The organism is Pseudomonas sp. SMN5 (genome assembly GCF_052041925.1).
Classification (GTDB): domain Bacteria; phylum Pseudomonadota; class Gammaproteobacteria; order Pseudomonadales; family Pseudomonadaceae; genus Aquipseudomonas.
This window is the reverse complement of record NZ_JBKGGX010000034.1, coordinates 12,651-32,357: the sequence shown is the minus strand read 5'-3', so window position 1 is coordinate 32,357 and position 19,707 is coordinate 12,651. Positions and strand designations below refer to the sequence as shown.

The 19,707-nt window shown below is 62.4% G+C and carries 12 protein-coding genes; 2 read left to right on the top strand and 10 right to left on the bottom strand.

What is annotated here, in order from left to right; all coding sequences use genetic code 11:
• Positions 1-3 precede the first annotated feature (3 nt).
• The 3 genes from ACLEJR_RS24550 to ACLEJR_RS24540 all read right to left on the bottom strand — a co-directional run bounded on the left by ACLEJR_RS24550 (position 4) and on the right by ACLEJR_RS24540 (position 3,547).
• On the bottom strand, positions 4-1,254 hold the full coding sequence (locus ACLEJR_RS24550) for a sarcosine oxidase subunit beta family protein (RefSeq protein WP_047702349.1): 1,251 nt from the start codon (positions 1,252-1,254) through the stop codon (positions 4-6).
• A gap of 22 nt (positions 1,255-1,276) precedes the next feature.
• Entirely contained in the window at positions 1,277-2,530 is a 1,254-nt protein-coding gene (gene glyA, locus ACLEJR_RS24545; protein ID WP_024779447.1) for a serine hydroxymethyltransferase, read from the bottom strand.
• Positions 2,531-2,842: 312 nt separating this feature from the next.
• Positions 2,843-3,547, bottom strand: a complete 705-nt coding sequence (locus ACLEJR_RS24540) for a TraX family protein (protein ID WP_440817144.1) — start codon at positions 3,545-3,547, stop codon at positions 2,843-2,845.
• Between the two features lie 192 nt (positions 3,548-3,739).
• On the opposite strand from ACLEJR_RS24540, the gene ACLEJR_RS24535 reads away from it, so the two are divergent.
• Positions 3,740-4,780: a threonine aldolase family protein gene (locus ACLEJR_RS24535; RefSeq protein WP_440796292.1), complete on the top strand. Its 1,041-nt coding sequence runs from the start codon at positions 3,740-3,742 to the stop codon at positions 4,778-4,780.
• A 193-nt stretch (positions 4,781-4,973) separates the two neighbouring features.
• Here the strand turns inward: ACLEJR_RS24535 and gbcB are convergent, their stop codons facing one another.
• Positions 4,974-6,074 carry a glycine-betaine demethylase subunit GbcB gene (gene gbcB, locus ACLEJR_RS24530; protein ID WP_072430865.1) on the bottom strand — a complete coding sequence of 367 codons (1,101 nt, stop codon included), beginning with the start codon at positions 6,072-6,074 and terminating at the stop codon, positions 4,974-4,976.
• A 284-nt stretch (positions 6,075-6,358) separates the two neighbouring features.
• Between gbcB and gbcA the strand changes: the two genes are divergently transcribed.
• A complete protein-coding gene (gbcA, locus tag ACLEJR_RS24525; RefSeq protein WP_440796289.1) occupies positions 6,359-7,654 on the top strand; it encodes a glycine-betaine demethylase subunit GbcA in 1,296 nt (431 codons plus the stop codon).
• A 104-nt stretch (positions 7,655-7,758) separates the two neighbouring features.
• Here gbcA and ACLEJR_RS24520 read toward each other — a convergent pair whose 3' ends face one another.
• The 6 genes from ACLEJR_RS24520 to dgcB all read right to left on the bottom strand — a co-directional run bounded on the left by ACLEJR_RS24520 (position 7,759) and on the right by dgcB (position 19,607).
• Positions 7,759-9,009, bottom strand: coding sequence for a metallophosphoesterase (locus ACLEJR_RS24520; RefSeq protein WP_440817142.1), 1,251 nt, complete (start codon positions 9,007-9,009; stop codon positions 7,759-7,761).
• Between the two features lie 27 nt (positions 9,010-9,036).
• Entirely contained in the window at positions 9,037-10,905 is a 1,869-nt protein-coding gene (locus ACLEJR_RS24515; protein WP_440817140.1) for a hypothetical protein, read from the bottom strand.
• A 170-nt stretch (positions 10,906-11,075) separates the two neighbouring features.
• Positions 11,076-14,528, bottom strand: coding sequence for a GMC oxidoreductase (locus ACLEJR_RS24510; RefSeq protein WP_440817138.1), 3,453 nt, complete (start codon positions 14,526-14,528; stop codon positions 11,076-11,078).
• Positions 14,529-15,651: 1,123 nt separating this feature from the next.
• A complete protein-coding gene (gene etfB / locus ACLEJR_RS24505) occupies positions 15,652-16,422 on the bottom strand; it encodes an electron transfer flavoprotein subunit beta (RefSeq protein ID WP_440817136.1) in 771 nt (256 codons plus the stop codon).
• Positions 16,423-16,437: 15 nt separating this feature from the next.
• Positions 16,438-17,658 carry an electron transfer flavoprotein subunit alpha gene (gene etfA, locus ACLEJR_RS24500; RefSeq protein WP_440817134.1) on the bottom strand — a complete coding sequence of 407 codons (1,221 nt, stop codon included), beginning with the start codon at positions 17,656-17,658 and terminating at the stop codon, positions 16,438-16,440.
• Positions 17,658-19,607, bottom strand: coding sequence for a dimethylglycine demethylation protein DgcB (gene dgcB / locus ACLEJR_RS24495; protein WP_440817132.1), 1,950 nt, complete (start codon positions 19,605-19,607; stop codon positions 17,658-17,660). The genes etfA and dgcB overlap by 1 nt, the downstream gene beginning before the upstream one ends.
• Positions 19,608-19,707 lie beyond the last annotated feature (100 nt).

Below are 19,707 nucleotides of genomic sequence, written 5' to 3'. Positions count from 1 at the left end.
CTGTTAGTGGGCGACGGCAGCAGCGCCGTGTTCGTCGATCAATGCACCGTTGTGGAAACGGTCGATGGAAAACGGCGCGGCCAGAGGGTGCATTTCACCCTTGGCCAGGCTGGCGGCAAACACGTTGCCCGAGCCCGGGGTGGCCTTGAAGCCACCGGTGCCCCAACCGCAGTTGAAGAACATGTTCGGCACCGGGGTCTTGGAGATGATCGGGCAGGCGTCCGGCGTGGTGTCGACGATGCCGCCCCACTGCCGGTTCATCCGCACCCGCGAGAGCACCGGGAACATCTCGACGATGGCCTGGATGGTGTGCTCGATCACCGGGTACGAGCCGCGCTGGCCGTAGCCGACCCAGCCGTCGATACCGGCGCCGATCACCAGGTCGCCCTTGTCGGACTGGCTGATGTAGCCGTGCACGGCGTTGGACATGATCACGCTGTCGATGATCGGCTTGATCGGCTCCGACACCAGCGCTTGCAGCGGGTGGGATTCGACCGGCAGGCGGAAGCCGGCCAGCTTGGCCATGTGCCCCGAGTTACCGGCGGTGACCACGCCGACGCGCTTGGCGCCGATGAAGCCTTTGTTGGTTTCCACCCCGATGCACACGCCGTTTTCCTTGCGGAAACCGATCACTTCGGTTTGCTGGATCAAGTCCACGCCGAGGGCATCGGCGGCACGGGCAAAGCCCCAGGCCACGGCATCGTGACGGGCCACGCCGCCGCGACGCTGGACGGTGGCGCCCATCACCGGGTAGCGAGTGTTTTTCGAGCAATCCAGGTAGGGGATCTCGTCGGCCACTTGCTTGGCGTTGAGCAGTTCGCCGTCCACGCCGTTGAGGCGGTTGGCGTTGACCCGACGCTCGGAATCACGGATGTCCTGCAGGGTGTGGCACAGGTTGTACACACCGCGCTGGGAGAACATCACGTTGTAGTTCAGGTCCTGGGACAGGCCTTCCCAAAGCTTCATCGCGTGTTCGTACAGGTGGGCCGACTCGTCCCACAGGTAGTTGGAACGCACGATGGTGGTGTTGCGGGCGGTGTTACCGCCGCCCAGCCAGCCTTTCTCGACCACGGCCACGTTGGTGATGCCGTGCTCCTTGGCCAGGTAGTAGGCGGTCGCCAGGCCGTGCCCGCCACCGCCGACGATGACCACGTCGTAGACTTTCTTCGGGGTGGGCGTGCGCCACATCCGCTGCCAGTTTTCGTGATGGCTGAGAGAGTGTTTGAAGAGGCCGAAGCCCGAATAGCGTTGCATAGTCATTTACTCCAAAACCGACTCAGCGATAAACCGGGAAGTCCGCGCACAGGGCCGCTACTTGCTGGGCAACGTTGGCCTCGACATCGGCGTCGCCGAGGTTGTCGAGGATGTCGCAGATCCAGCCGGCCAGCGTCACGCACTGGCTGACCTTGAAGCCACGAGTGGTCACCGCCGGGGTGCCGATGCGCAGGCCCGAGGTCACGAACGGCGACTGCGGATCGTTCGGCACGGCGTTCTTGTTCACGGTGATGTGGGCGCGGCCCAGGGCGGCGTCGGCGTCCTTGCCGGTCAGGCCCTGACGGATCAGGCTGACCAGGAACAGGTGGTTATCGGTGCCGCCGGACACTACATCGTAGCCGCGCTTGATGAACACGCCAGCCATGGCCTGGGCGTTCTCGATCACTTGCTGCTGGTAGGCCTTGAAACCAGGCTCCAACGCTTCCTTGAAGCACACCGCCTTGCCGGCGATCACATGCATCAGCGGGCCGCCCTGGGCGCCCGGGAATACCGCGGCGTTGAGCTTTTTCTCGATCTCTTCGTTGGACTTGGCGAGGATCAGGCCACCACGCGGACCGCGCAGGGTCTTGTGGGTGGTGGTGGTGACCACGTCGGCGTAAGGCAGCGGGTTCGGGTACAGACCAGCGGCGACCAGACCGGCGACGTGGGCCATGTCGACGAACAGCAGGGCACCGACCTTGTCGGCGATCTGGCGGAAGCGTGGGAAGTCCAGGGTCTTGGAGTAGGCCGAGAACCCGGCGACGATCATTTTCGGCTTGTGCTCGACCGCCAGGCGCTCGACTTCGTCGTAGTCGATCAGGCCGGTGGTGGTGTCGATGCCGTACTGCACCGCGTTGTAGAGTTTGCCCGAGGACGACACCTTGGCACCGTGGGTCAAGTGACCGCCGTGGGCCAGGCTCATGCCCAGGATGGTGTCGCCGGCTTGCAGCAGGGCCAGGTATACGGCGCTGTTGGCCGAAGAACCGGAGTGCGGCTGGACGTTGGCGTAGTCGGCGCCGAACAGTTGCTTGGCGCGTTCGATGGCCAGGGCCTCGACTTTGTCGACGTGCTCGCAGCCGCCGTAGTAGCGCTTGCCCGGATAGCCTTCGGCGTATTTGTTGGTCAGGCCGCTGCCCTGGGCCTGCATCACGCGCTTGCTGGTGTAGTTCTCTGACGCGATCAGTTCGATGTGATCTTCCTGGCGTTGCTCTTCGGCGTTCATCGCCGCCAGCAGTGCATCATCGTAACCCTGGATCTGGTCTTGCTTGCTGAACATCGCGTCTCTCCCAGCGGCGGCGTTGCGCCTTTTTGTCTTGGTGAGGCACCGCCGGTTCGACAGTGCCCTTTGGATGCGATGGTATGGCTGGCGCAGGCAAGTCAAATGCCTATGGACGCCACGCAAAGGCGCGTTTACGACATGCATTCAAAAGCACAGACGCGCCTGGGTAACTGTGGCGAGGGAGCTTGCTCCCGCTCGACTGCGCAGCAGGCGTGAAACCGGCAAACACGTTGCATCTGACAAATCGCATTCTCAGGCCCTGGGGCTACTGCGTAGCCCAGCGGGAGTGCGCTCCCTCGCCACAAGGGGTTACGCGGCGATCTGGCGAACCGCAAGCAGAATCAGAAAATGCGCCGGATAAAGCGCATAAGCCCAACGCCGCATCGCCGGCGGCTGAACGCGACCGGCCTGGCGCAACAGCGCCAACCCAAGTCCTGGCGCCAACAGACAAACCAGCAAGCCCCACAACGCCACGGCGTCCCCCAGCCACGCGGCGCCATATAGAACGCGCCATTGATTGGCCGCCACGCACACAATCCCCGGCAATAAAAACAGGTACCAGGGCCGACGCAACACCAGCAGCATCGCCAGCGGCAGAAGCACGCCGAAGAAGCCGAACATCAGCCGCGCCGAGAACAGCGCCGCCAACATTAACGCCACCACCGCCAGACACCGCGCACGGAGCGTCGGCACCTGCCAACCGAGGGCGACCAGCAAACCCAGGACCAGGGTCGGCATCACATTGAAGGTGGCGGGCTCGGGAAAGAACAATCGGTAAGGGATTTCGCTCACGGCGCTGAATAACAGCAACCATCCCAAGTAACGTCCGCGCCCAGCGTTCGTCCCGCTGCGCGCCAGGTTGACCGCCATCGCCAGGCAGAACCAGGGAAACGCCAGGCGTCCCGGCACGTACAGCCAATCGGCGGAGAAACCGACATATCGCAGATGATCGAGCACCATCGCCAGCAGAGCCAGCCACTTGAGCAGGTCCAGCGCCCCGTCACGCCGGCTCATGGACGAAACGGCCCGATGACTTTGTGATTTCCTGACAGAAACATCCGGTGTGTTCCCTCGCTAATCTTGGGTAAAGTGCGCACCAGCATCGAACACGGCGTTGTGGACTCAAACACGCCGAACCACGGACTCCCCACCCGGGAGCTCGCCAGGGATCTCTTACCCAGGACTCTCTACTGAAGGAGCAAGGCCATGACCGACAAGAGTCAACAGTTTGCCAGTGACAACTATTCCGGCATTTGTCCCGAAGCCTGGGCGGCCATGGAAGAAGCCAACCAGGGCCACCAACGCGCCTACGGTGATGATGAGTGGACCCACCGCGCGGCGGATGATTTCCGGGCCTTGTTCGAAACCGACTGCGAAGTGTTCTTCGCGTTCAACGGCACGGCGGCCAACTCCCTGGCGCTGTCCTCGCTCTGCCAGAGTTACCACAGCGTGATCTGCTCGGAAACCGCCCACGTCGAAACCGACGAATGCGGCGCACCGGAATTCTTCTCCAACGGTTCCAAGCTGCTGGTGGCGCGCACCGAGAACGGCAAGCTGACACCCGAGTCGATCCGCGAAGTCGCCCTCAAGCGCCAGGATATTCACTACCCTAAGCCACGGGTCGTGACCCTGACCCAGGCCACCGAAGTCGGCAGCGTCTACACCCCGGATGAAATCCGCGCCATCAGCCTCACCTGCAAGGAATTGGGGCTGAACCTGCACATGGACGGCGCGCGGTTTTCCAATGCCTGCGCTTTCCTCGGCTGCACCCCGGCGGACCTGACCTGGAAGGCCGGCGTCGACGTGTTGTGCTTTGGTGGTACGAAAAATGGCATGGCGGTGGGCGAGGCGATCCTGTTCTTCAACCACGACCTGGCCGAAGACTTCGACTATCGCTGCAAGCAGGCCGGGCAACTGGCCTCCAAGATGCGCTTTCTGTCCGCGCCTTGGGTCGGCCTGTTGCAGAACGACGCCTGGCTCAAGCACGCCCGCCACGCCAACCACTGCGCACAACTGCTGGCGCAGCTGGTCAGCGACATCCCCGGTGTGGAACTGATGTTCCCGGTCCAGGCCAACGGCGTGTTCCTGCAACTCTCGGAGCCGGCCATCGCCGCCCTCACCGCTCGCGGCTGGCGCTTCTACACCTTCATCGGCAAGGGCGGCGCACGCTTCATGTGTTCGTGGGACACCGAAGAGGCGCGGGTGCGGGAATTGGCGGCGGATATCCGGGAAGTGATGAGCGTCTGAGGCGACCGCAATCTGGCGGGAGAGGCTCTACTGTGGCGAGGGAGCTTGCTCCCGCTCGACTGCACAGCAGTCGCAATCCTGACGATGCAATCTCACTGATGGACCGCATGCACTTGTAAAGGAGCTGCTGCGCCCGGGCGCGGACCGGCCCAGCGCGAGCAAGCCCCCTCGCCACATAGGGGGTGGCTGGCGATCAGAACTCGATCCGCACATCCCCCTTCGGCACGCTGCAGCACGACAGGATGTAACCTTCGGCCTCGTCGTCCTCGGTGATCCCACCGTTGTGATCCATCTCCACTTCCCCGCCCAGCTTCAACACTTTGCACGTGCCGCAGATGCCCATGCCGCAAGCCTTGGGAATCATCATGCCGAGCTTGGCGGCCGCGGCGTGGACGGTTTCGCCCGGCGCCACGCGAATGCTCTTGCCCGAGGAAGTGAACTCCACCAGGTGCAGGTCCGCTGCATCGACCTCCGGCGCCTCGGCAGCCTGTTCGGCTTGCTCCACTGCGTCGGCACGGGCTTCCGGTGGCGTGGCACCGAAGGATTCCTCGTGGTAACGCTTCATGTCGAAACCAGCGGCTTCCAGCAGGCGCTTGACCGCGTTCATGTACGGCGTCGGGCCGCAGCAGAACACTTCGCGCTCGAGGAAGTCCGGCGCCATCAATTCCAGCATCTTGTGGTTCAGGTAACCGCGGTAACCGGCCCAAGGCTCGCCCAGGCCATGTTTCTCGCAGATCAGGTGCAGGCTGAAGTTGTCGATCCGCGACGCCATGTGCTCCAGTTCGCGGTGGTAGATGATGTCCTTCGGCGAACGGGCGCTGTGGATGAACACCATGTCGACGTTGCCGTTGGTGTCGTAGTACCAGCGCGCCATGGACATGACTGGCGTGATCCCGACGCCACCGCTGAGGTAGAGGACTTTCGGGGCGGAAAAATCGATGGCATTGAACAGCCCCACCGGGCCGTGCACCGCCAGTTCCTGGCCTTCATGCAGGGTGTCGTGCAGCCAGTTGGACACCTTGCCCCCCGGCACGCGCTTGATGGTCACCGAAAAACTGTAGGGCACCGACGGCGAGCTGGAGATAGTGTAGGAGCGCATGACCTGCTGGCCTTCGATCTCCAGTTCCAGGGTCACGAACTGCCCCGGTTTGAAGAAGAACATGATCGGCTGGTCGGCCATGAAGCAAAAGGTGCGCACATCCCAGGTTTCCTGGATGACTTTGACGCAACGCACGATATGTCGGCCATTGGCCCAGGTCTGGGTGGTGACCGGGTTCAGGAAATTATTGGACATGCTGATCTCCACGGCCGACTACCGGCCTTCATGGTGGCGATTGTGCGCAGGCGCCGGAACCGTCGTTTACCTATTCGCGACATCCACGTACTTATCGCGACCAGCCCCCAACCACCGGGGCTTGCGCGTCGGGAACAGATTGGGCCATGTCGCCCATGGATAAGGTTCCGCCCCTGCGCGGCCCCACACTCGCTCCAACAGACAAACAATGTTTTCTGCCTTGCGTCGCACAACCGACTAGCCATTTTTCGTCGGCCACACAGATGGCCTTGAGGATAAAAACGATGGACGTGACCACCACCCTGAGCCTGGGCGATCCGCTGGAACCCGCACGCAAGGCCACCGCACAGATGCTGCAGGAGCGCGAGCGCACGTTCTCGCTGCCGCAGCCGTTCTACAGCGACGAGCGCCTGTTCGACATCGACATGCAGGAGATCTTCCAGAAGGAGTGGTTGATCGCCGGCATGACCTGCGAGATCCCGGCCAAGGGCAACTACCTGACCCTGCAAGTGGGCAAGAACCCGATCATCGTGATCCGCGGCGCCGAGGGCGTGGTGCATGCCTTCCACAACGTCTGCCGCCACCGCGGTTCGCGCTTGTGCACCAGCGACAAGGGCAAGGTCGCCAAACTGGTCTGCCATTACCACCAGTGGACCTATGAACTGGACGGTCGCCTGCTGTTCGCCGGTACCGAAATGGGTGCCGACTTCGACATGAAGCAGTACGGCCTCAAGCCGGTGAATGTGAAGACTTCCGGCGGCTACATCTTCATCAGCCTGGCGGAAAACCCACCACCGATCGACGATTTCCTGTCTACGTTGAATCACTACATGGAACCGTACGACATGGAAAACACCAAGGTGGCGGTACAAACCACCTTGATGGAAAAAGCCAACTGGAAACTGGTGCTGGAGAACAACCGCGAGTGCTACCACTGCGGCGGCTCGCACCCGGAGTTGCTCAAGACCCTGCTGGAGTGGGACGACGTCACCGACCCGCGCGCCGACCAGGCCTTCAAGGATCACGTAGCCGAATCCGCCGCTGCCTGGGAAGCCGAGAAGATCCCTTATGCCCACAAGAGTTTCGGCCTGCGTAACCGTATCGTGCGCATGCCGCTGCTCAAGGGCACCGTGTCGATGACCCTGGACGGCAAGCAGGGCTGCGCCAAGTTGATGGGTCGCATCAAGAACCCGGACCTGGGCTCGATGCGTATCCTGCACCTGCCGCACTCGTGGAACCACTGCATGGGCGACCACATCATCGTGTTCACCGTGTGGCCGATCAGCGCCCAGGAAACCATGGTCACCACCAAGTGGCTGGTTCACAAGGACGCGGTCGAAGGCGTGGACTACGACGTGGAGCGCATGCGCCAGGTCTGGGACGCCACCAACGACCAGGACCGTCGTCTGGCCGAAGAAAACCAGCGCGGCATCAACTCCACCGCCTACCAGCCAGGCCCGTACTCCAAGACCTATGAGTTCGGCGTGGTGAACTTCGTGGATTGGTACAGTGAGCGCATGCTCAACAACCTCGGCGCCGAACCGGCTCCGTACCTAAAGGGCGTGCCGGTCCAGGGCTAAAAGCAAAGGCTCGCGAGCAGGCTCGCTCCCACAGTTGACTGAGTCTCTTCAGAAGGAACTCGGTTGAATGTGGGAGCGAGCCTGCTCGCGATTGGGTCTCACATTCACCCAATCACTGAAGACCAGCGCACCGACCCATCCTCCCCATAAAACGTCTCTTCGATGTTCTCCCCCACCAGCCGCACCTTCACATACCCGTTCAACACCCGCTCCGGATACACCTCATCCCCGGCCAGCTTCGTTTCCGACCACAACACCCGAGCATGGCCGTTCAGCTCGCTGGTAGTGCCATAGGGAATCGCCCCGTGCCCGGCGCAACGGGCGTGCAACCCACCTTGAGGGGCATAACAGATACCGTTGTGCAGGTGCCCCCAATACCAGTAATCCGGCTCCCGGCCCAGGGCGTCGCACACCGGCTGGTACAGTGTGGTCTTGTGGTGCCCGGAAATATCGAAGCCCTGGTGATGGCTGAGCACCATCAGCTTCTTGCGCTTGGGCAGGTTTTTCATCCAGTCGATCTGTTGCGCGTTGAGGGTGCCGTCCATGTACAGGTTCATCGCGTCGGAGGCATAGGCCGTGTCGAGGCCCACCACCAGCCAGTCGTCGTTGTACAAGGCAAAGTAGCTGGTGCCCTGCTGCACCGGGAAGCGCTTGGCCAGTTCCTTGAAATAGCCATGGGCGCCGCTGTACATCTCATGGTTGGAGTTGAGGGTGAACGAACCGTGCTTGCCCTGCGGCCAGCCGACCATGTCGACGTCTTCCTGGGAATGGGTCCCGGCGTAGTACACATCCCCCAAGTGAATGGTGAAATCGGCCCGGGCCAGTTGCATCTGGTTGGCGACCGCCACTGCCGGGGCATGACTGTCGAAAGGCCCGGTGCCCCAGTCGCCGGCGATGGCCAAGACTACATCACTGTCCATCCTGACCAGTGCCGGATTGGTCGCGAACGGCGCGTGGTGCCGCAGGTTCTCGATCCACTTGAGCAACGCCTCGCTCCACAACAGGTCCAGCAGTTCCCATTTGCGACAACCAAGCAAGGTACCGTCCTTGAGCACCCGGGTCGGCAATTCGTCCTCCGTTTGCGGCAGCGGCGTGGCGTTGCCGATTTTCAGGATCGACAGACCATGGGACAGCTCCCATGGCACCGCCGGCTCGTCGTCCGGCAGGTCGCCGTGCTCGATGACGTGCCGGGCCTGGTCGTGCCCCCGTTCCAGCAGTTTGACGATGGCCTGGAACTCCTCGGGCTCCAGGTCGTTGACGAGCTTCTTCCAGGACATTTCCAGCCGCGTGACCAACCCGTGCAGGCGGACCTTGACCTTGTCGAACTCATGTTCCAGATGGTGCAGTAATGACATGGGAACGCTCCTTCGCTATGCCCTGGGCTACAGGGTCTTCATGAATTCAATCAGGGCGCGCTTGTCGATATCCGACAGTTGCGTGCCATACAGGTGACCGCCGTTGTGATTGCCCTCCAGGCGAGTGTCGTACTTGAAGTCCGCCGACTTTTTCATCTGCGCGCCGCTAGTGACGAAGCCGACCTTCTCCTGGTCGTAGAGGTCGGAGCCGGTGTAGAACACCTGCGGCCGTTTCTCCGGTGTCTGCAGCAGGTCCCACAGGGTCGGCACCGAGCCGTTGTGCAGGTAAGGCGCCCGTAGCCAGATGCCGTCGGTGGGCGTGTTGCTGTAGCTCTGGGTCTTGCGATAGGCCTCGAAGTCGAACGGCGGTTTCTTGAAGCCATGGAAGGCCGCCACCAGCCCTGTGGTGAAGGAATTCAGCCGATGGGGATCGGTGCCCAGCTGATCGATATTGGTAGTGACCTGGCCGGTGTCGCTGCGGCCGAAGTCGTGGCAACCGGCGCAGTTCTTATCCCAGATCGGTTTGCCCTGGGCGACTTTCGCCTGATCCAGGGCGAACGGCCAGGCCGGCGCCTTGTGGCCCAACAGCCAATTGGTGACCCGATTGAAACTCGGCGGCAGCACCGATTCCGGCGTCGCGCCCACGGCCATCGCCGCCGCGTAATTGCGCTCATGGATCTTGTTGTTATTGCCGTCCCAGTGCAGGTACATCGACTCCCGGGGTTTCTGGTTCCAGACCTGCGGCAAGTCCACGGTGCCGATGGTCGAGTCATCCGGGAAGCCGAACACCACCATTTTGGTCGGGTTGAAGGTGTCGGTGCGTCCCGGGCCCTGGGCCGGACGCAGTTTCTGCCAGGCGTAGGCCTGCTTCTGCTTGAGCAGCGCGCTCTTGGCCATCGGGATGATCAGGTAGCGGTTGTAGAGCTTCTCGAAAAAGCCCAGCTCGAACCTGGCATTGATCGCCGTCATCACCGCCTCGGGGGTGAATTTCGGGTCGCTGGCGCAATCGTAGGCGAACCATTGAAAGGCTTGCAGTTGCAAGGTATTGGCCGGTGCCGTGGCGACCGGAACCGCGACGTCCGAGGCGTTGGCCCGGTAGGACCCGGTGTGGCACAGCGCGCAGTTAGGTTCCACGGTGGGATAGCCGAGTTGCCGCTTCGCCATGCCGATGGGCAGGTCGTTGCCATTTTCATAGAGGAAGCCGAACACCTCGTAGCCGCCAGGCTTGGGCAGTTTCTCCGGGCACATCTGCGGCAGCACGGCGAACAGGTAGTACGGAATCCGCGCCTCGATGCCCAGGCCGATGGCCGCGTACTTGTAGTGGTCCTCGTCGGAGGTGAAGTCCGGCTGCGGCACCTCGCGGATCATCTGATACCAGGTCTGGTAGCCGATGAAACCCAACAGCAGCACGACCACCAGGGTGCCGATCCTGAAGCCGTGGCTTTGCCAGTGCCGGGCCCAACCGGCGCGCCACTCGCGCCAGCCTGCGCGGAGCAAGGCCAGCGGACGGTTCTGCGCCGGGCTGCCCAGGTACAACAGCACACCCAGGATCAGGAACATGCTCAAGTCGCCCAGCAGCATCGGTTCGAACAAATGACCCTGGTTGTTGGTGTTGATCAGATAGATCCAGAACACCACCGCCACCAGCCGCGACAGTACGCACAGCCACGAATTCACCACGAAACGCGGCGCGTTGAAGCCCGAAGGCATGTAGAACAGGCTGATCCCCACCAGCAGCATGCCGGTGTTCTCCAGCCAGGGATCGGACAGCACGGGCGGCAGGCCGAGCATGGACGTCAGCAATGCCGGCGCGAACAGCGCCGGAATCGCGAAGACCATGTTCATGACAATCCCGACCCAGATGATGCGTTGGAACCAGCGGATGTAAGTGTTCATGGGCATCCTTTTCCTTCTTCTTTGGCTCAGAGCAACGCTTTTTGTGGCGAGGGAGCTTGCTCCCGCTGGGGCGCGCAGCGCCCCCCAAATACCAAAAGCGAAGACTGCTTCGCCCGAGCGCGGACCGGCCGAGCGGGAGCAAGCTCCCTCGCCACGGGTTCACCACGACTTCAACCCAACGCAGTCTTCTCCAAGTGTTCAAGGATGATCGGATACACATCCACCACCGCATCCTTGCCGAAGATGCAGTCGATATGGCCGTAGCCCGGTATCTCGTGGCGGCTGAACAGTTGCGGGCCGTGCAGGTCGCACAGGCGCTCATAGGTCTTGAGGGTGCTTTGCGGCAGGTAGCATTGGTTGTCGGAACCGCTGATGAAGCAGATCGGCAGTTTCAGCCGGTCGAAATGCGGCATGTAGACGTCGTTGCCCTTGAAGTCCACCAGGTGCCCTTTGCGCACGATCAGCGCCAGGTGCTCGAAGGTGTGCATGTTCGACTCGCCGAACAGCTCATGCAGGTTGTCGTGCAGGGTTTCGTTGAGGGTGTCGTGGCGGTACAGCGACGCGTACATGAAGGTGATGCGGTGGCAGACCGGGTTGGTGCAGTAGCCCTGGGCCTCGATCCGGGCATAACCATTCAACGCCTTGTCGTAGAGTTTGTTGAACCAGTTCTCCTTGGTGTCGGCGTAGGCCGTCAGGGATTTGATGCCGATGGCATCGAGCATCCCCGGCAGGTGCAGGCCGGCTTTCAAGCCGGTGGCGGTAGCGACCACCGTGTCGGCGGCAATCTGCGAGCAGACCACCGAGCGCACCCCTTGCAACCCGGCCAGCATCGACATGAAAAACGTCGTCGCGCCGTAGCAGTGCACCACGCACTGCACGTCACGGGCCAGGGTCGCTTGCTGGATCTGCTCGATGGCTGCCTTGAAGTCGTATTGGGCCACTTGGTCGCCGTTCCATTCCTGCTTGCTTACCGGCAGCAGGATGCTCACCCGCAGATCCAGCAACCACACGTCGTACTGGTGCTTGCACAGGTACTCCAGCAGGTTGGTGTGGATGGTGTCGGTGGAGAAAATATTCGAACCCACGCCCAAGCCATGCACCAGCATCACCGGGCCCTTGGTGCCTGCCTGGTAGCGGGTCAGGCGCAGTTGGACATTGTCCTCGGTCTCGAAGAAATGCACGGTCGGCGCCGGTGCATCCAGCGGCCGCTTGATCCTCGGCGGCGCGTCCGGGTTGAAGTAGATGTCGCCGGCAAACACCCCGCCATAGCTTTCCCAGAGGATCCCGGCGAAGAACTTGCCGAACCGCGCCAGCGCATCCAACCGTTCGCGCTCGTTGCGCGCGTTGAGCACTTTCATGGTGGTCATCTGCCTGGCGAAATCGGCCGGCAGGATGTGCATTACCCCCGAGCCAAGCACCGCGCCGGTCTTGTCCGGGCCGCGATAAAGCGTGACGTACAACGTGCTGGTGTCGTGCCAGATATTCAGCACGCCATTGTCCTCGGGCACGGTCTTGAAAGCGCTGAAGTAATAGTCGGTGCCGTCTTCGGCGGTCAGTTTCATGTCGTAGTTCATGTGCCGCACGCCGACCTGTTCCTGATATTGCTCGAACAGATTGAACACCCCGTTGCTGGCGACCAGCGGCTGGGGCGAGAGCAGCGGTGCGTCCAGGGTGCCGACGATGGTCGCGGCGTGCTCCGGCTCCTTGATCAGTCGATTGAGATCGTCGCCGGTAATGGTCAGGGTGAATTCGATAGGCGAGTTATCGTTTTTGCCACGCTTGGCCGCCGCTTCGTAAAGCGACAGATCGGTGCCCTGGGGTTGGGTAAAGGCTGTGGAAAAGTAGCCCTTCATCGTCTCGGTGAACTGCACCCCGAGGGTCGGCGCAGCCACCGGTTTACGCGGCGCCGAAGGCAGCGTGTAATCGATGCTCCAGCCATGGTCCGCCGCGAGCAGCCCCATGTTGCGTTCGCTCACGGCCGATATCGTCAACAGCGGATTGACCGCCAGCGAGGTCGGTATCACGGCGCCATCGGCCACGTACAATCCGGGGTGGACGTCCGTGCCGCTGGTGCCGCTGAATACCTGGCCCTTGTGATTGACCACGCCTTGGGTCGCATCGTCGCCCATCACGCAACCGCCCAACGGGTGGACTGAAACGATGCTGTGCCTGAGCAGCTTGGTCCAGATCGGGTTCTCCACCCAGATCCCGCCCAGGGCCTTGGTGCTCTGGTGCAGGCGCTCATTGCCGAGGGTCACGTTTTCCTGCTCGCCGACGCCAGGCCAATCGATGCGCAGCTGGTCCTTGCTGTCGAGCACCATGCGACCCTTGCCGTTGTCGTGGCTCATGATCAGGTAGGTCTGCATGTTATGCAGCGCGCCGTAGTAAGGGCCGCGCACCAGGCTTTCGGCTTCGCGACCCTTGTATTTGAGGCTGGCGCCGAAACCGGTGTCGGTGGGCACGCCGATCATTGCGGCGAACGCCGCCATGCTCGGCACCATCGGCCGGCCGAGGGCGCCGGGGATCGAGCCTTCCTCGATGACCATGCGGCTGCGCCAGTCGCCCTCGGTGCGCATGTCGATGATCGAGGTGATGCACGGCCCCACCGGTTCCAGTTCCTTGGCCGAGTGGGCGCCAAAGCCGATGCCGTTGATGGTCTGGTCGCAGTTGTGGCCAAAGCCGAGGATGTCGCCGTTGCCACTCATGTTCTCGCCCAACTGGTTGGACATCGACAGGCCTCTGTCCCGCGAGCGCAGCATGATTTCGGTAGAACCCAGGGTCCCGGCGGACACCACCACGATGTCGGCACGCACGAACAGGGTCGGCGCAGAGAACAACTCGCGGCCGCTGTCCAGGTATTGGAAGTGCACGATCCAGCCATTGCCGTCGCGTTCCAAGTGGCGCACCTCGGCCTGGCAGAAAATCTCCGCGCCATGGTTCCAGGCATCCGGCAGGTAGTTCATCAACGTGGTGTTCTTGGCCTTGTTGTTACAGCCCGAGACGCAATCGCCACAACCATTGCACGGCAGTTGTTCGACGCCGACGTGGTTGAGGTTGTCGGGCAGTTTGTCGAAGGTCACGTTGATCGGCGGCTTGTAGAAATGCGCGCCTTGCTTGAGGTAATCGGCCGACTTCTTGTGAGCATCGAGCTTGGGCAGCTTTGGCTGCGAGGCTGGATACGGATTGGGCTTGAGCATCTCCCGGGCCCGCTCATAGCCGTCCTTAAGCAGTGTGTCACGGTGCTCGCGCACCGCCTGCGGCCAGCGCGGATCCTCGAACACGCCCGGCTCCGGCTCCAGCGAAACGTTGGCGTTGATCAACGAGGTCCCACCCAGGCCACAACCGACCACCACGTTCTGCTGGGCATTGACGTGCAAATCATACAACCCGGTGCGCGAACCGATGTGGCCGTCCGGGTCATGCACCTGCAGGTCCTCGGTGGCCGCCAGCAGGGTGTTGGGATACTCGCCGGGCTGTATCTCGCGGCCACGCTCCAGCAGGCACACCTTGCGCCCGGCCCGGGACAGGCGCGAGGCGGCAATGCCACCGCCGTAGCCGGAACCGATGACAATCACGTCGTAGTGTTCCTGGATTTGGCTGATGGGGGTTGAGATCCGTGTCATGTTCAGTCCTCTCAAGGCAGATGGGGCAACTCTGCGGTTGCCTGCAATCGGGCGCACGAACGCCTGGCCACTCTCTCGTAGGGGTTCGAGCGGCAGTCAGCGGTGTTGCGGGAAGATTCAGATGGTCAAGGGAGCGCTATAGCCGCGCACGCGGATTGGCGGCACGCCAATGAGCACGCAGGGGCAACGAGGTAGGGCATGGCGGGCGGGCTATGACAGTGAAAAGCGGACAAGCGTGGTAGGGCTGGCTATCCATCATGCGTTCTCCCTGAACCTGATGTGGATAAAAACGGAGTCCTTGTGCCCTGAGTGAAGACAGGCGACAGGTCCTAGTCAAGCCAGTTCCTTAGAACTGTACGAAATTTGATCTATTTCGATTGCGACTAAGCCCGCCGTGGCGTGGAGAGGTTTGAATACAAGTTATCCACAACACAGCCCACAGCAAATGGGGACAAGTTGGATGAGACCGGGGGTTTTCTTTCCGTAAAGCGAAGAAAAACCGTGACTTATGCGCAGCTATGATTTGCATTAGGCGTAGGTTATTTTTTAATCAATCACTCGTAACCCTTGCCGTACAAGGGCTATGGCGGTGAGCGAACACCTTATCCACAGAAGCGCCAACAGCGTTTGGGGGTAATTTTGACGGTTCTGTGGAAAAACACCTCTACACCGTGTAACACGCGGCTTTTTAGGAAAAATCCCGCTGCAACCCAGGCATTTGATCATTTAATGATCAAATGCCTGGGAGCTACGTACCGTATGGCTTACAGACGATAGCGAACATCTTATCCACAGAAGCGCCAACAGAGATTGGGGGCAAATGCACGCAGCTCCAGCTCGCTATCTACCGGGAAAAGCCAGCTAAAACCGTAGGTTAGGCTGGTTGTTTTTTGAGCGCAGGCCCGCAGGGCTTGATTGACGTGGGTCAGGGCGAGGGGCGAACAGGTTATCCACAGAGGCGCGCACAGGGATTGTGGGAAACTCGGCAAGTTTGTGGGTAAACCATCCCCCTGTGGGAGCGAGTCTGCTCGCGATAGCGATCTATCAGTCAACAACATCAGCGACTAACAGATTGCTATCGCGAGCAAGCTCGCTCCCACAGGAGTTCCAGACGATCTTGGGACTAGCGGACCACGCCCTCTTCAATCAACAGCTTGAGAATTGCCTCAGCGCCAGCCTCCGGGGTCACCCCCTTGAGCACCTGCCCGCCTCCGCCGCTGGCCTTGGCCGTGGCGGCTTTCATGCGGTCGGCGCCGCTCTTGGCCTTGATGACTTTGAGTCGCTTGGGCCGTGGCTTGGCCGGTTGCAGGGTCGCTACGGCAAGCAGCGTGTCGTCGATTACCTCGACTTCCTCGGCATGCAGGGCGCCACGTCGCGCCGGGCCGTAGGCGCTTTGCCGAGGCTTGGGCGCGGCGTTATCCACAGTCGCCAGGAATGGCAGGCGCACTTTCAGGCGGCGGCGTTGCCCACGGGGCAAGGCCTGCAGCACCAGTGCCGTGCCATTGTCGATGGATTCGACCTGGGCCAGCCCCACCACCAGCGGCCAGCCGAGGTTTTCCGCCAGCAGGAACGGGAGCATGCCCGAGCCCTCGCCGGTTTCAGCCTGGCTGCCGGTCAGCACCACCTGAGCACCGGCGTCACGTAGATAATCGGTCAGGGCCGGTAATGCATCGGCCCCGTCAGGGTTTTCCAGCACATGGAGATCGTCCAGGCCCATACCCAGGTAAGCCCGCAGGGCCGGTTCGGCCACGTCACCGGCGTGCAGCACCTGTAAGTCGTTGCCGGCCAGTTGCAAGCCCAGCTCCACGGCGCGGGCATCCTGCTCGGCGCGCCGTGGGCGACCGGAGGTCGGGTGGGCGCCGATGGACACCAGGCTGATCACTTGAGTCGTCATGCTTGAATCCTTCGCTTAGGCCGCGTCGCGTTTGGCTTCGTTGCGGTAAGCCTCTACCGCAGCGATCAGCGCCTTGAAGATCGCCGAGCTGTCACCGATCACCGACAGGTCCGCCCGTTTGATCATGTCGCAGCCCGGATCGAGGTTGATCGCCACCACCTTGTCGCAGGCACCGATGCCTTGCAGGTGCTGGATCGCCCCGGAAATGCCCACGGCCACGTAGACCCGCGCCGTGACCCAGGTGCCGCTGGCGCCGACCTGGCGGTCGCGGGCCATGAAGCCATCGTCCACCGCCACTCGCGAGGCGCCTTCAGTCGCGCCCAGGGCGGCGGCGGCCTGGTGGAACAGTGCCCAGTCCTTGACGCCGTTGCCGCCGGAGAAAATGAACTCGGCTTCGGCCATCGGGATCGCGCCCGGGTCCACCGCCACCGCACCCAGGTCTTCGATACGCGACAAACTGCGCGCCACGCTTGTGGATAACTCCACCGGCAAGGCTTCATGACGGGATTCACTGACCGGCTCGGCACATTCGGCTGCGGCCAGGATCAACCGCGCCAATGGCCGGGCCAAGTCCTGCAAGCCGGCACCGGCGCGGCCGATGCACTCTTCGCCCTTGACCTGCCAGACCCGCGTGGCCGGGCGCTCGCCCAGAGCCGCGGCGAAACGCCGGCCCAGTTCGCCGCCACCGCTGCGACTGTCGGGCAGCAACCAATGACGCGGGTTGAACTGATTATCCACAGCCCGCAGGCCCTGGACCCGCTGTTCCGGTGCATAACCATTGAACTCGTCCCCTTCGAGCACCAACAAGCGATCGACGCCCGCCGTGGCGAACGCGCTTTCCTTATGCTCACCGAAGACCACCGCCAAGACGGCACCGTCGGAGCCGGCCAACTGATGAGCCAGGCCCAACAGATCGCGGTCGTGGCTGCTGAGGCGGCCACCGACCATGTCGGGCACGACGCTGATGTAGAACGCCGGTTGCGGAACCTGATGCAGCGGCAGTTGCACTTCGACAGTGGCGCTGCGTTTGCTGGTGCCGCCCTGCTGGGCACCGCTGCGGTCAATGCGCTTGATACCGTTGGGGCCGATGAAACCGACGCCATGGACATTCTTGCGAATGACGCCGTTAGGCCCCATCCAGCTGTGCTGCACCGGTTGCATGGCCGCGTGCAGCGGGTGCAGGCGGTTGCGGGCGATCCACTCGGCGCGAGGGTCGCGGCGGATGATGTCGCTCATTAATGCACCTCCGCAGGTTCACGTTTGGTCGAGGCCACCGGCTTGCTCGGCGCCGCGTCTTCGAGCAATGCGTCGGCCACCAGCTCGGCGATGTCCTTGATCATCGGGCGAGGTTCGACCACGCCTTCGAGCATCGCGGTGCACTGTGGACAACCCACGGCCACCAGTTCGGCACCGGTTTCACGGATGTCCTCCATGCGCATGTCAGGGATCCGCTGCTTGCCCGGGATGTCGGTGATCGGCGCACCGCCACCGCCACCGCAGCAACGGGAGCGGAAGCCGGAACGCTGCATTTCCTTGACCTCGATGCCCAGTGCGCGCAGCACCTGGCGCGGGGCCTCGTACTCGCCGTTGTAGCGACCCAGGTAGCACGGGTCGTGGTACGTCACACTGTCACCCTTGTGCTGGCCGAGATTGAGGGCGCCAGCGCCGATGATCTCCGCCAGGTAAGTGCTGTGATGCTGCACCAGGTAGTTGCCATCGAAGGCACCGTACTCGTTTTTCAGTACGTGGAAGCTGTGAGGGTCGCAAGTGACGATGCGGTTGAAGCTGTATTTGGCCAGGGTCTGGATGTTGCGCTTGGCCAACAGCTGGAACGTCGCTTCATCACCCAGGCGCCGGGCCACGTCGCCGCTGTCGCGTTCCTCGAGGCCGAGCACGGCAAAATCGATCTTCGCCGCCTTGAGCACTTTGACGAACGCACGCAGGGTACGCTGGTTGCGCATGTCGAAGGCGCCGTCACCGACCCAGAAGAGCACGTCGGTGGATTTCTTCTCGCTGAGCAGGTTCAGGTTCAAGTCCGCCGCCCAGTTCATCCGCCCGCCCGGGGCGAAGCCGCCAGGGTTGTCGGTGGCAATGAGGTTTTCCAGCACCTCGGCGCCCTTGTTCGGGGTGGCGCCTTTTTCCAGGGTCAGGTGCCGGCGCATGTCGACGATGGCATCGACGTGCTCGATCATCATCGGGCACTCCTCGACGCAGGCACGGCAGGTGGTGCACGACCACAGCGTCTCGGCGTCCACCAGGCCATTGACGATCGGCTGGTGCGGATTACCGCCGTGCTCGCCCACCGGCTTGCCCGGATACGGGCTGCCGGCGAACTTGGCATCGGTACCGCCGGCCAGGCCGACGACCATGTCCTGAATGAGTTTTTTCGGGTTCAGCGGCTGACCGGCGGCGAACGCCGGGCAAGCGGCTTCGCATTTACCGCACTGCACGCAGGCGTCGAAGCCGAGCAACTGGTTCCAGGTGAAATCCTTGGGTTTCTCCACACCCAGCGGCGCGGCCGGGTCGTTCAGGTCCAGCGGCTTGAGGCCGGTGGAGCGACCGCCGCCAAAGCGCTCGGCACGACGGTGCCAGGCCAGGTGCAGGGCGCCGGCGAAAGCGTGCTTCATCGGCCCGCCCCAAGTCATGCCGAAGAACAATTCCGAGACGCCCCACAGCACGCCAATCCCCAGGATTGCCGCCAGCACCCAGCCGCCGAAGTTCTCCGGCAGGATACCGGTCACCGGCAGGGTCACCAGGAAGAACGATACCGAGAATGCCAGCAGGCTTTTCGGCAGGCGCATCCACGGGCCTTTCGACAGACGTGACGGCGGATTGCGCCGACGCAGGTAGACGAAGATTGCGCCGACGAACATCACGGCGGACATCAGCAGCAACGCATAGCCGAGGAAGCGGTTATGCAGGCCGAAACCGTGGACCAGGATCGCCAGCACGACGGACGCCACCGCACCACCGGCCGTGGCCACGTGGGTGTTGGCAATGTATTTGTCCCGCGCCACCACGTGGTGCAAATCCACCATGTAGCGCTTGGGCATGGCGAAGAGGCCGCCGATCAGGTCAACCTTGGACGGCCGCCCCCGGCGCCACATGTTTACCCGGCGCAAGGCGCCGAGGACCGCGAGGCCCAGGGCAGCGAAGAGCAGGATGGGGAGAAGGGTGTTAAGCATCAGAGTCACCTCTGCGAGGTGCGAGCTACAAGCTGCAAGCGGCAAGAAAGAGCAGCGGAGACCGTGCTTTTACTTGTAGCTTGTAGCTTGCCGCTTGCAG